The sequence below is a fragment of the Streptomyces sp. Tek67B01 genome (assembly GCF_055231995.1).
Map to the genome: position 1 here is coordinate 215,285 of NZ_JBUYUY010000002.1, position 13,041 is coordinate 228,325.

Consider the following 13,041-nt stretch of genomic DNA (forward strand, 5'->3'; position numbering starts at 1 on the left):
GCACCGCCCGACCCGTACCGCTCGTACCGCCCGTACCGCGAGACCCCTTTCCCCCTCGCCATCCTTGACGATTTCGAACGAGAGGTTACGACCATGGGGCACGAGAGCTTCCCGCCCGACGCCGCGCACTTCCGCTGCTTGGGAGTGGGCGTGGGCCCGGCCAACCTCAGCCTGGCGTCACTGCTGCACCGTCGACCGGACCTACCCAATCTCTTCCTCGACCGCAAGGAGTCCTTCAGCTGGCACGACGGCCAGCAGATACCCGGCACCACCCTCCAGGTCTCCCAGTTCAAGGACCTGGTGAGCCTCGCCGACCCCGCCAGCCCCTTCTCCTTCCTCGCCTACCTGCACGAGAAGGGCCGGGTCTACCACTTCCTCAACGCCCGCTTCGACGACGTGCCGCGGCTGGAGTTCCGCAACTACCTGGCCTGGGCCAGCCGTCGCAACGAGAACATCGCCTTCGGGGAGGACGTCCGGGAAGTCGGCTTCGACGACCGGCTGGGCACCTACACCGTCCACACCGACCGCCGCACCGTCACCGCCGACAACATCGTGGTCGGCGTCGGCAGCCGCCCCTGGGTCCCGCCGCAGGGCGCCGGCCTGCTCGGCGCCACCCAGTTCCACGTCGCCGACTACCTGAACGCCGCCCACGACCTCGGCGGAAAACGCGTCGTCGTCATCGGCGGCGGCCAGTCCGGCGCGGAGGCCTTCCTCGACCTGATCTCCCGCCCCGGCCGGCAGTTGCCCCGCCGGGTCTCCTGGATCTCCCGCCGGCAGAACTACTTCCCGATCGACGACTCGCCGTTCACCAACGACTACTACATGCCCAGCCACGCCGACTACTTCTACGGACTGCCCCGCGAACGCCGTCAGTCGCTCAACTCCCGCAACATCCTCACCAGCGACGGCATCTCGGAATCCACCCTGCGCGATATTTACCAGCGCATCTACGTCCACCGCTTCGTGGAGGGCAACGAAGACCTGGTCGCCCTCCACCCGGGCCGTGAGGTGTTCGACGTCAGCCCCGCCCCCGTCACCGGCTGGGAAGTCGCCGCCCGACACACCGGCGAATCCGAATCGGCCGAGAAGTTCGACGCCGACGTCGTCGTCTGGGCCACCGGCTACCGGCCCGCCGCCATGGACTTCCTCGCCCCCGTGGCCCACCGCCTGGAGCGCGAGGGCGAGGAACTGCGCGTCGACGAGGACTACGCCGTCCGTTGGGACGGGCCCGAGGACCGCCGGATCTTCGTCCAGAACGGTGTGCGCGGCCAGCGCGGTCTCGCCGACCCCAACCTCAGCCTCAACGCCTGGCGCAGCCGGCGCATCGCCGACCGGCTGAGCGGCGTACGCGGCGACGAACAGCTGGCGTCCTTCATCGAGTGGTCCACCAAGGCCGCGCCGCAGGAACGTTGGAGCGCCTGATGAGCGCGTCCGCCCCCGCCGGGGCCCGATGCGACGTCACCGTGGTCGGCGCCGGGATACTCGGCGTCCTCGTCGCCCGGCAGATCCTCACCCGCGACCCGGCCGCCCGCGTCACCGTCCTGGACCGCGACATGATCGGCTCGGGCGCCACTCGCCGCTCCGCCGGACTGCACTTCCCGCGCGGCGCCGGCGAGACCGTGCGCACCCTGGCCGCCGAGAGCCAGGACTTCTACGCCGACCTCCACACCGCCCGCCCCGACCTGCCCATCCACCCCCTGCCGATGACGGTCCTCGCCCCCGAGGCCGCCGAGGAGCGGCTGCGCGAGGTCTACCTGCCCGAGGCGAAACTGCGCCGCGTCGGCGAACTCCCCCCGGCCATCACGGCGTTGCCCGCCCGGTTCGGGGCCTGGGTGGGCGACGGCTGCCAGTACGCGGACGTCCACACCCTCACCCAGCTGCTCGCCGCCGAACTGCGGCCCCGGGTCATCTTCCGCGAGGGCGTCGCCGTCACCGCCCTCGACTCCGGCCCGGACGGCGCCCACCTCACCCTGACCGGCGGCGCCACCCTGACCGCCGCCCGCGTGGTGCTCGCCCCCGGGCCATGGCTCGCCGAACCCGCCTGGCGCGAGCTCGTCGCCCCGCTCGGCGCCCGCGTCAAGAAGATCGTCGCCCTGCACGTCGACGTCCCCCCGCGCCCCGGGGACGGCGCGATCGTCTTCCAGGACGAGGACGCCTTCCTGCTGCCCTTCCACCACCGAGGCCACTGGCTGTTCAGCTACACCTGCCGCGAATGGGACGTCGACCCCGGCGCCGTCGACCCGGCCCTCACCGCCGACCACCTCGCCGAGGCCCGGGCCCTGCTCACCCGCTACGCCCCGGAGCTCGCCGACCACTGCCACGCGGGCCGCGTCTTCTGCGACGCCTACGGGCCGGACGGCCGCCCGCTGGTCACCCCGCTCGCCGAAGACGGCCGGATCGTCTTCGCGGGAGCCGCCGGCGGTTCCGGCTACCGCCTCGCCCCCGCCCTCGCCGCCCGCACCGCGGACCTCCTCTCCCTGCCCGCCTCACCCCGGAAGGCCACGAAATGATCATCGCCGACTATGACGCCGACGTCCTGGAACAGGCCTTCGGCATCGACATGAGCGGGGTCGACGGCCTGGGCACCGGAGCCGGCTGGGGCCGCGTCGCGCCGGGCCGCTCCGTCGACCGCCACCAGCACGACGAGACCGAACTGTTCGTCATCGTCTCCGGGCGCGGCGAGTTCGTCCTCGACGGCGGCGCCCGCCACGGCGCCGAGCCCGGCACCGTCGTCCTCTTCGAACCGTTCGAGACGCACGTCCTGGCCAACACAGGCGACGAGGACCTCGTCTTCTTCACCCAGTACTGGCGCGACGGCGAGCGGGCCGCGGCCTCCGCCGCGAACCCAGCCCGCAAGGGCTTCGGCGAGCGCCCCGTCTTCGTCTTCTCCACCCCGCCCACCCCCAACGGGGACCTGCACCTGGGCCACCTCTCGGGCCCCTACCTCGGCGCCGACGCCTTCACCCGCTTCCAGCGCATGACCGGCGCCGAGGCCTACCACCTCACCGGCAGCGACGACTACCAGAGCTACGTCGTCGGCGCCGCCCGCAAGGACGGCCGCACCCCCGCCGAGACCGCCGCGCACTACAGCGCCGAGATAGCCGAGACCCTGCGGCTGATGGACATCCCGCTCGACCAGTACACGGTCACCGACCAGGACGCCGACTACCGCGAAGGCCTCCAGGACTTCTTCAGCCGCGTCGTGGACTCCGGCCAGATCGCCGTCACCGCCCAGGACGCCCTCTACGACGCCGAGAGCGGCGCCTACCTCTACGAAGTCGACGTCAAGGGCGGCTGCCCCGGCTGCGGCGCCACCACCTCCGGCAACATCTGCGAGGAGTGCGGCGAGCCCAACACCGTCGCCGACCTCACCGACCCCGTCTCCGCCGGCTCCACCGCGGCCCCCCGCCGCGCCCCCGCCGCCCGCTGGACGCTCCCGCTGCACGCCTTCGCCGCCGACGTACGCGCACACCACCGGCTCGGCCGGGCCCCCGCCCGGCTGCGCGAACTCGCCGACCGGCTCTTTCGCCGCCCCGCCCTCGACATCCCCGTCACCCACCCCTCCACCTGGGGCGTCGAACCGCAGGAGAACGCCACCGAGGGCCAGGTCATCTGGGTGTGGCCGGAGATGAGCTACGGCTTCCTGCACGGCATCCAGTCACTGGGCTCCCGCCTGGGCCGCGGCTGGCGGGCCGCCGACCCCGCGCAGGACTGGAAGATCGTCCACTTCTTCGGCTACGACAACAGCTTCTACCACGCGGTCCTCTACCCCGTGCTCTACAAGCTGGCCTTCCCCGGCTGGGAACCCGACATCGACTACCACGTCAACGAGTTCTACCTGCTGGAAGGCAGCAAGTTCTCCACCAGCCGCCGGCACGCCATCTGGGGCAAGGAGATCCTGAGCCCCGACACCGTCGACTCGGTCCGCTACTTCCTCGCCGCCACCCGCCCCGAGGGCCTGCGCACCGACTTCCGGCGCGCCGCCTACGAGGCCACCCTCGACGACATCCTCATCGGCACCTGGCAGCAGTGGCTGAACGACCTCGGCGCCCGCGTCGCCAAGCACCACGGCGGGCACGCCCCCGACGCCGGGAACTGGACCCCCGAACACTCCGCCTTCCTCGCCCGGCTCGCCGCCCGCCTCACCGCCGTCACCGGGGCGCTCGGCAACGACGCGTTCTCCCTCAACCAGGCCGCCGCCGAACTCGACGGGATCGTCCGCGACACCGTCCGCTTCGCCCGCGGGGAGGCACTCCTCGCCGACACCGAGGCGTGGGCCGCCGAGAGCCGCACCGCCATCGCCCTGGAACTGGCCGCCGCCCGCCTCCTCGCGCACGCCGCGGCCCCCGTCATGCCCCGCTTCGCCGACAAGCTGGCCGCCGCCCTCGGCCTCGAAGCCCCGCGCACGTGGCCCCGTACCGTCGAACTCCTCACCCCCGGCGCCGCCGTCACCCTCGCCGACGCGGTGTTCTTCCGGCCCGCGGGCACCGACCCCGCCCCGGCCGCGGAGAACGCCCTCACGCCGTGGCTGACCGGGATCGTCCGTACCGCCCTGCGCCTGGCGGAGGGCGAGCGGATCGCCGGACGCACCCTCACCCAGCTCGCCGCCGGCTCGCTCCAGGCGGTCACCGTCCAGTACCAGATCCTCGACGCCCTCGACGTGGACCTGTCCATGGACGAACTCCTGCACGGCGGCACCCTGGACGAACTCGCCGCCGTCATCGCCGAGCGCGCCGACGACGACGCCGTCACCGCGCTCACCTCCACCTCCACCTCCACCTCCACCGCCGCCCTCGCCGAGGGAGGGACGCGATGAACCACCGCCGAATCCTGCGCGAGATGGCCGAACGCGGCCTGTGCGTCACCCTCGTCGACGGCGACCTGCGCCTCCAGGGCAACCGCGACCGGATGGACCCCGACTTCATCGCCCGGGTCAAAGCCGCCAAGCCCGCACTCGTCGCCCACCTCGCCGAGGAGGCCCGGCTCGGCCCCGGCTTCCCCCTCACCCCGCTCCAGCGCAGCTACTACATCGGCCGCAGCGGCGTCTTCGAGATCGGCGACGTGGCCAGCCACGTCTTCCACGAGATCGAGGGCGTCTGGGACCTCGACCGGCTGCAGAGCGCCCTCGACAGCGTCATCGGCGCCCACAGCGCCCTGCGCTCCCGCTTCCTCGCCGACGACCGCCAGGCCACCGAGTACGGCCCGCACAGCCAGCTGCCCATCGGCCGCCTCGACCTGCGCGACCGCACCCCCCGGCAACAGGAGGCCCTGCGCGCCGAACTGCGCGGGACGCGCTCCCACCAAGTGCTGCCGGCCGACCGGGCCCCGCTGCTCAGCGTCGACGTCATCGTCCTCGCCGACGACAAGATGGTGCTCCACGTCGGCCACGACGGGCTCGTGATGGACGGGATCAGCATGTTCCTGTTCTTCCGCGCCTGGTGGCGCGCCTACCGCAGCCACCCCCTCGAAGGCGACGAGGCGCCCGAGGAGTTCGCCTACGACGACTACCTCGCCGCCCTGGCCGCCGCCCGCGACAAGGCTCCCGCCCGGCGCTCCCGGCAGTACTGGACGGACCGGGTGGACGACCTCGCCCCCCACCCCGACCTGCCGCTGCGCACCAGCCCCGCCGCCCTGACCCGTTCCCGCTTCACCCAGCGGCGGGTCCGCGTCGACGGCGAGCGGTGGACGGCCGTCAAGGAACGGGCCGCCGCGGCCGGACTGACGCCCTCCGCGCTGCTGCTCACCGCGTACGCGGAGGCACTGGCCACCTGGGGCGCGGGGGAGAGGTTCACCCTCACCACCACCATCGCGCAACGGCCGCCCGTCCACCCCCGGGTCTTCGAGGCCATCGGCCAGTTCTCCGACACCCTCCTGGTCGAGGCGGAGGTCGACCGGTCCCTCACCTTCGTCGAGCGGGCGAAGGCACTACAGGCCCGGCTGCACGCCGACATCGACCACCGCCACTTCTCCGGCATCGAGGTCATGCAGGAACTGGCCCGCCGCCGCGGCGGGGTGGCCGGGGCGCGGATGCCGTTCACCTTCAACAGCGCCATCGGACACGTCAGCAGCGAGGTCGACGGCTCCGCCCTGGAACTGTTCGGGCCCGAGGTGTACTCGGTCAGCCAGACCCCCCAGGTGTGGCTGAACGCCTTCGCCATGGAGCAGCACGGAGCCGCCGTCATCCAACTCGACGGGCTGGACGAACTCTTCCCCGAAGGGCTGCTGGACGACCTCGCCTACGGATACGGGACGCTGCTCGACGCGCTCGCCGACGAGGAGGCCTGGCAACGCCACAGCTTCGACCTGCTGCCGCCCGCCCAGCGCGAACGCCGCCGCGCCGCCAACGACACGGCCGTCGCCCTGCCCGACGAGATGCTCGGCGACGCCATCGCCGCCCGCGCCGCCCACACCCCCGACGCTCCCGCGATCCTCACCTCCGACAGGGAGGTCGGCTACGGCGAACTGTTGCGCCGGGCCGGCGCGGCCGCGACCTGGCTGCGCGGACAGGGCGTGGGTCGGGGCGAACTCGTCGCCCTCGTCATGCGGCGCGGCCCCGAGCAGATCGTCGGCATCCTCGCCACCGTGCTCGCCGGAGCTGCCTACCTGCCCGTCGACGCCGCCCTGCCCGCCGCCCGACAGCGGTACATGCTGCGCGACGGCCGGGTGCGGTGCGTCCTGACCGACGGCGACCCCGTCGAGGCCTGCGCCTCCGGGGAGTTCGCCGTCCTCGACCTGAGCACCCTCCCGGACGGGCCCGAGCACCTCGCCGAGGTCCCCGCCCGGCTGCCCGGCTCCCACCCCGACGACCTCGCGTACGTCCTCTACACCTCCGGCACCACCGGCGCCCCCAAGGGCGTCATGGTCACCCACCGCAACGTCGCCAACGTCGTCGCCGACTGCCACACCCGCTTCCGGATCAGCCCGCGGGACCGCTTCTTCGCCATCAGCGCCTTCAACTTCGACCTCTCCGTCTGGGACGTCTTCGGCGCCCTCTCGGCCGGCGCGGCCCTGGTCATGCCCGACCGGGACAAGGCCGTCGACCCCGCCCACTGGCTCGACCTGTGCCGACGGCACCGGATCAGCGTGTGGAACTCCGTCCCCGCCATCGTCGGCCTGATGCACGACCAGGCCGCCGCCGACGGCGACGTACCGCCCGCCCTGCGCCTGGTCATGATGAGCGGCGACCGGCTCCCGCCCGCCCTGCCCGCCGCGCTGCGCACCCTCAAACCCGGCCTGGAGGTCGTCTCCCTCGGCGGCCCCACCGAGACCACCATCTGGAACATCCTGCACCCCGTCCGGGAGGACGAGGACGGCAGCGAGTCCATCCCGTACGGCCGGCCCAACGCCAACAACCGCGCCTACGTCCTGGACCGCGACGGCCTCGACGCCCCCGACTGGGTCACCGGCGAGATCGTCGCCGCCGGCGCCGGCCTGGCCCGCGGCTACTGGGGCGACGAGGAACGCACCGCCGAGCGGTTCCACGAGGACCCGGTGCGCGGGGAACGCCTCTACCGCACCGGCGACCTCGGCCGGTACCTGCCGGACGGCGACATCCAGATCCTGGGCCGCTCCGACTTCCAGATCAAGGTCAACGGCTACCGCATCGAGGCGGGCGAGGTCGAGACCCGCCTCGCCGCGCTGGACGCCGTCGCCCAGGCCGTCGTCGCCGCCCGCGGCGGCTCACTGATCGCCCACCTGGTCGCCGAGGGCCCGCAGCGCCCCGAACTCGCCGAGATCCGCCGGGCGTTGCGCGCCGACCTGCCCGACTACATGCTGCCCGCGGCGCTGGTCTGGCACGAGAGCCTGCCCCTGACCAAGAACGCCAAGGTGGACCGTACGAAGCTCGCGTCGATCGGCGCCGAGGACCCCGGGCCGGCCGCGTCCGCGACGGCGGAGGCCTCGGCGGCCGACGCCGTCCCGACCGGCGACACGGAAAAGCTGCTGGCCGACATCTGGGGCACCGTCCTGCGCCGCACCGACATCGGCGCCCTGGACAGCCTCGCCTCTCTCGGCGGCGACTCCATCGCCGCCGCCCGCATCCTCACCGCGACCCGCAAGCGCTTCGGCATCACCCTCACCCTCGACCAGTTCGCCGAGATCGACACCGTCCGCGCCATGGCCGCGGTCCTCACCCCGCAGGAGGCCCGATGACCGCCCGTACGGCGGCGCCGCACCCGGCGGACGCCGTGGTGGGCCGCCCCGCCGCAGCGGACCTCTCACCGCTCAACCGGCTCGTCCGGTCGGCCCCGACGGCCGGCGGCCTGCTCCACGCGGCCCGCCTCGACGGCACCCGCTCCGTACCCCTGCGCGAGCTGTACGTACGGGCCGGCCGCCTCGCCCACCACCTGCGCGGTCTCGGCATCGGCCCGGGCGACCGCATCGGCATCCTCGCCGCCAACAGCCTGGAATGGGTGCTGCTCGATCTGGCCGCGCTGCGCCTCAAGGCGCAGACGGCCGGCCTTGAGCCCGGCAAGTTCACGCCGTCCCGCGAACTCATGGACCGCTACGGCATCTCCCTGCTGTGCACGGACCGGCCCACCGACCTCCCCGGCACCCTGCGGACGGACGACGTCTGGGCCCTGACCGAACCGGGGGACGGCCCGGACGCGCCACTGCCACCGGTCACCTGGGCGGAGGGGGACGTCACCACCATCAAGTTCACCTCGGGCAGCACCGGAGTCCCCAAGGGCCTCGGAGCCACCGCGGGCAGCATCGAAAGCTCCCTGGACGCCGTCCAGGAGATCTTCGAACACACCCCGGACGACCACCTCTTCGTCTTCCTCCCGCTCTCCCTGCTCCAGCAGCGCTACTGGGTCTACTCGGCCCTGCTGCACGGCCACGACGTCACCCTCACCACCTACGAGGCGGCCTTCGCCACCCTGCGCCGGGTCCGCCCCACCGTGGTCATGGGCGTCCCCGCCTTCTACGAGACCGCCCGCCGGCAGATCGAGGCCAAGCGCAAACGCCCCGGCGCGGGCAGCACCCGCCAGGTGGCCGAGGCCCTGTTCGGCGAGCGCGTCCGCTACCTGTGGACCGGCTCCGCACCCGCCGCGCCCGCGATGGTCCGCTTCTTCACCGAGGAAGCCGGGCTGCCCCTCTTCGAGGGCTACGGCCTCAACGAGACCTGCATCGTCACCAAGAACCACCCCGGCGCCCACCGCGCGGGCAGCGTCGGCCGGGTCCTGCGCGGCAAGGAGGTTTTGATCGGCGAGGACGGAGTGATCAGCGTCCGCAGCACCCACCCCGTGAACGACCACTACGCGTACGCCGCCCCCGGCGACTCCGACAAGGTGTTCATGCCCGACGGCACCGTACGCACCGGCGACATCGGCCGGCTCGACGAGGACGGCTTCCTCTTCGTCCACGGCCGCGCCGACGACGTCATCGTCCTCGACAACGGCAAGAAGGTCGTCGTGCGGCCCGTCGAAGAACGGATGAAGGCCGATCCGGCGATAGCCGAGTGCGTGCTGTTCAGCCCGACCCAGACCGACCTCGTCGCCGTCGTCTCCCCGGCCGCCCCGCCCGCCGACGCCGACGCCGTCACCGACGCCGTCACCGCCCTGCTCGCCGCCGCGAACGCCGCCGGCACCCCCGACGAGCGGATCAGCCGGGTCATCGTCGCCGACGAACCCTTCAGCATCGCCAACGGCCTGCTGACCAGCCAGTACAAGCCCAAACGCCCCGCCATCCAGCGCGCGTACGCGCACCGGTTGCACAGCCAGGAGGCCGGAATCCATGCCTGACACCCTCACCCCCATCGAGTCGGCGGCCCGCGAGCAGCTCTCACTCGTCCTGATCCCCGAGGTCCCCGCCGAGTCGCTCGACCCCGACGCGGACCTGGCCGCCGCCTACGGCCTGACCTCCCTCAACAAGGTCCTCTTCCTCACCGAGTTGTGCGAGGACACCGGCGTCGACCTCGCCCACTTCACCGAACACGACCTCGCCGCCATGCGCACCCTGCGCGACGTCACCACCGCCCTCGCCCGCCACCACGACGCACCGACCGGAGCCTGAACCATGACCAGCACGAACGACTGGGCCGAGCACGCCGCCGCCACCCTGGAGAACGACCGCGTCCGGCTGACCCCGGTCACCGAGGCCGACCGAGAGGGCGTCCGCGCCGTCGCCATGGACCCCGACATCTGGCGCTACTTCGTCTCCGCCGTCGAGAGCGACGCCGACTTCGAGACCTTCTTCGGCGCCATGCTCACCGACCACGCCGCCGGGCGCCGCGCCGTCTACGTCATCTTCGACAAGGCGACCGGCCGGATCGCCGGCAGCATGAGTTTCGGCAACATGGCCGAAGCCGACCGGCGCCTGGAGATCGGCTGGTCCTGGCTCGGCCGCGACTTCCGCGGCAAGGGCATCAACCACTGGGCGAAGGCCCTGCTCCTGGAGCACGCCTTCGACGTCCTGGGGGCCGAGCGCGTCGAGTTCAAGACGGACGTCCTCAACCTCCAGGCCAGGCGCGGACTGCGCAACATCGGCGCCACCGAGGAAGGCACCCTGCGCAGCTTCAACTACATGCCCGGGGGCCGGCGCCGGGACGCCGTCTTCTACAGCGTCCTGCGCGCCGAGTGGCCCGAGGCGCGCGCCGCCCTCGCCCGCGGCCCGAAGACGGCCGTCCCCGCATGAGCGTCACCCACGTCGACGCCCCGGGCACCCCCCGGGAAACGGGCCGCGCGCACGGCGCGGCCCTCGCCGGCCCGCTGCGGGCCTTCCTCGACGACGGTGTGGCCCGCCTCGGCCACCTCACCGCCACCCCCCTTTCGCTGGACGGGCTCAGGCCGTCGATCGCCGCCTACCGGACGGCGGTCACGGCCGCCCTGCCGGACCTCGCCGAGGAGGTGGCCGGGCTCGCGGAAGGAGCCCGCATCACCGAGGACGAGGCCTGGCTGCTCCAACTGCGCCGCGAACTCATGGGCTACTCCAAGATCCGGACCGGCGGGGACTGCACCACGTACGCCCGCACCGGGCCCGCCCCGGTCCTCGCCCAGACGGTGGACCTGAACGGCAACCTCGACACCCACATCACCGTCCTGCGCACCCCGCGCTCCCTGGTCCTCAGCTTCGCGGGGCTGCTCGGCTACCTCGGCCTCAACCGCGCCGGCCTCGCCGTCGGGCTGAACCTGGTGCTCGGCGGCGCGTGGGGCCCGGGGGTGCCGCCGTACCTGGCCATCCGCCACCTCCTCGACAACGCCGGGAGCCTCGGGGAAGCCCTCGAACTCCTCGCCGACCTGCCGCTGGCCAGCTCGCGCTCCCTGATGCTGTGCGACCGCGAGCGCGCGCTGTACGTGGAACACCTGGGTGGCGAACTACGGGTGGGGGAGGGGCCCGACCCGGTGCACACCAACCATTTCCTGCACCCCGACTTCGCCCCGGCGGACGAACTGAACGTCTTCGCCCGCAACTCCTCGGTGCGGCGCCTGCGCGCGGCGACGGACGGCCTGGCCGGGTTGGCCCCGACCGCCTCGGCCGAGGACCACTTCGCCGTGCTGGCGCGCCCACCGATATGCGTCCCCGATCGCGGGGACATCCGGGCCGAACGCACTGTCGCGGCGGTGGTGCTCTTCCCGGACGCAGGCGAGTTGCACCTTCGCCCGGGCGATCCCTCGCTCGCCGCGACCCGGACCTTCACCCTCTGACGGAAGCACCCTCTGACCGAAAGGAGCGGAGGATGGACGCATGGCTGGTCGACCTCGACCGGGTCGTCCCCACCGACATCAGCGACTCGGCCGGACCTTCGGACGTGTTGGCCGGCCTCACCGAGGAGGAACTGCGGCGCGGAGCCGAGTTCGTCCACGCCCGGGCCGCCCACCGCTTCTACCGGGCCCGGCTCACCGTCCGCAGGCTGCTGGCCGACCGTCTCGGCCTCGATCCGCGCGACCTGCGCATCCACTACGACCCGGCGGGCAAGCCGTACCTGCCCGACCGGCCCGGCACGCACGTCAGCTGGTCCCGCTCCGACGGCCTGCTGTTGCTGGGCGTGACGGAGACCGGGCCGGTCGGGGTGGACGTGGAACTCGTCCGCCCGGACGCCGGCAGCATGGACGTCCTGTCCTTCGTCTACCCGGCGGCCCCCGCCACGGCCACGCCCCGCACCTTCTTCCACGCCTGGACCCTGCTCGAAGCCGCGGTCAAGGCCACCGGTCGGGGTCTGGCGCGGGGCGCGAAGGAGGTCGACCTCGACTTCGGTCCGGGCGGCGCGGTCGCCCTCCGCGGCATCACCGGTCACGGCCACCGGCCCTGGCACGGGCACACCTCCCTCCACCCGACCCGTCCGACCGCCCCCTCGGCCATGACCGCCTTCGTCTCCCACGACCTCCCGCCCTTCCGGGTCCGCCCCTGGCCGCCGCGCTGACCGGGCCGCCGTGCTGACCGGGCCGCCCGGGGCCCGATGCCCGGGGCCGTTACCGGGGTACGAAACGGTCGACCAGCAGGGCGAGCCGGTCGGCCACCCGGTCGCCGGGCAGGCGACCGGCGCGGGTGAGGGTGACCAGCCCGTGCAGCGCGGCCCAGAACGTCTCGACGTACAGCCCCGGCTCCTCGTCCGGGCGAGCGTGCCCGGCCAGCGGGTCCAAGAGGGCCTGGAACGCCTCGCGCAGGGGGGCGGGCGTGGCCTCGTCGGCGTAGGGAAGGCCGTTGTCCAGGCTGAACATGGCGTCGTAGAGGGCGGGGCTGCGCGTCGCGAAGTCGGTGTAGGCGCGGGCCAGCGCGGCAACGGCCCCGCGGCCCCCCGCCCCCTCCGGCACCGCCGCGCGCAGCGCGTTCGTCAGCTCGGCGAACCCCACCAGCGCCACCGCCCCCACGATCTCCCTCTTGCCGCGGAAGTGGCTGTAGAGCACGGGCTGGCTGTACTCGATCCGCTCCGCGAGCCGGCGCGTGGTGACGGCGTCCCAGCCCTGGGCCTCGGCGAGTTCGCGCGCGGTGGCGACGATCAGCCGGTGCCGGTCGGCCCGTTCGCGTTCCTTGCGTTCGTGTGTCGACATGCCTTCATCCTAGCGTCGCTAGACAATCGAGCATCGGCATGTCTAGCATTGC

At 73.0% G+C, this 13,041-nt stretch carries 10 protein-coding genes; 9 read left to right on the forward strand and 1 reads right to left on the reverse strand.

The genetic code is table 11. The features are described 5' to 3' along the window. Positions 1-93: 93 nt before the first annotated feature. The 9 genes from ACV7NM_RS34460 to ACV7NM_RS34500 are packed head-to-tail and all read left to right on the forward strand — an operon-like array spanning position 94 to position 12,361. Positions 94-1,422 (forward strand): lysine N(6)-hydroxylase/L-ornithine N(5)-oxygenase family protein, encoded by a 1,329-nt coding sequence (locus ACV7NM_RS34460; RefSeq protein ID WP_463414347.1) that lies wholly within the window; start codon positions 94-96, stop codon positions 1,420-1,422. Beyond that, a complete protein-coding gene (locus ACV7NM_RS34465) occupies positions 1,422-2,510 on the forward strand; it encodes an NAD(P)/FAD-dependent oxidoreductase (protein ID WP_463414348.1) in 1,089 nt (362 codons plus the stop codon). The genes ACV7NM_RS34460 and ACV7NM_RS34465 overlap by 1 nt, the downstream gene beginning before the upstream one ends. After that, positions 2,507-4,816: a class I tRNA ligase family protein gene (locus ACV7NM_RS34470; RefSeq protein ID WP_463414349.1), complete on the forward strand. Its 2,310-nt coding sequence runs from the start codon at positions 2,507-2,509 to the stop codon at positions 4,814-4,816. The genes ACV7NM_RS34465 and ACV7NM_RS34470 overlap by 4 nt, the downstream gene beginning before the upstream one ends. Continuing rightward, a complete protein-coding gene (locus ACV7NM_RS34475) occupies positions 4,813-8,151 on the forward strand; it encodes a non-ribosomal peptide synthetase (RefSeq protein ID WP_463414350.1) in 3,339 nt (1,112 codons plus the stop codon). The genes ACV7NM_RS34470 and ACV7NM_RS34475 overlap by 4 nt, the downstream gene beginning before the upstream one ends. Next, positions 8,148-9,743 (forward strand): AMP-binding protein, encoded by a 1,596-nt coding sequence (locus tag ACV7NM_RS34480; RefSeq protein WP_463414351.1) that lies wholly within the window; start codon positions 8,148-8,150, stop codon positions 9,741-9,743. Before ACV7NM_RS34475 ends, ACV7NM_RS34480 begins: the two co-directional genes overlap by 4 nt. Beyond that, complete coding sequence (locus tag ACV7NM_RS34485) at positions 9,736-10,014, forward strand: acyl carrier protein (protein WP_463414352.1); 279 nt, start codon at positions 9,736-9,738, stop codon at positions 10,012-10,014. Before ACV7NM_RS34480 ends, ACV7NM_RS34485 begins: the two co-directional genes overlap by 8 nt. A gap of 3 nt (positions 10,015-10,017) precedes the next feature. Beyond that, on the forward strand, positions 10,018-10,635 hold the full coding sequence (locus ACV7NM_RS34490; protein WP_463414353.1) for a GNAT family N-acetyltransferase: 618 nt from the start codon (positions 10,018-10,020) through the stop codon (positions 10,633-10,635). Beyond that, complete coding sequence (locus ACV7NM_RS34495) at positions 10,632-11,645, forward strand: C45 family autoproteolytic acyltransferase/hydolase (RefSeq protein WP_463414354.1); 1,014 nt, start codon at positions 10,632-10,634, stop codon at positions 11,643-11,645. The genes ACV7NM_RS34490 and ACV7NM_RS34495 overlap by 4 nt, the downstream gene beginning before the upstream one ends. A 32-nt stretch (positions 11,646-11,677) precedes the next feature. Further along, positions 11,678-12,361 (forward strand): 4'-phosphopantetheinyl transferase family protein, encoded by a 684-nt coding sequence (locus ACV7NM_RS34500; protein ID WP_463414355.1) that lies wholly within the window; start codon positions 11,678-11,680, stop codon positions 12,359-12,361. Between the two features lie 49 nt (positions 12,362-12,410). Here ACV7NM_RS34500 and ACV7NM_RS34505 read toward each other — a convergent pair whose 3' ends face one another. Continuing rightward, complete coding sequence (locus tag ACV7NM_RS34505) at positions 12,411-12,989, reverse strand: TetR/AcrR family transcriptional regulator (RefSeq protein WP_463414356.1); 579 nt, start codon at positions 12,987-12,989, stop codon at positions 12,411-12,413. Positions 12,990-13,041 lie beyond the last annotated feature (52 nt).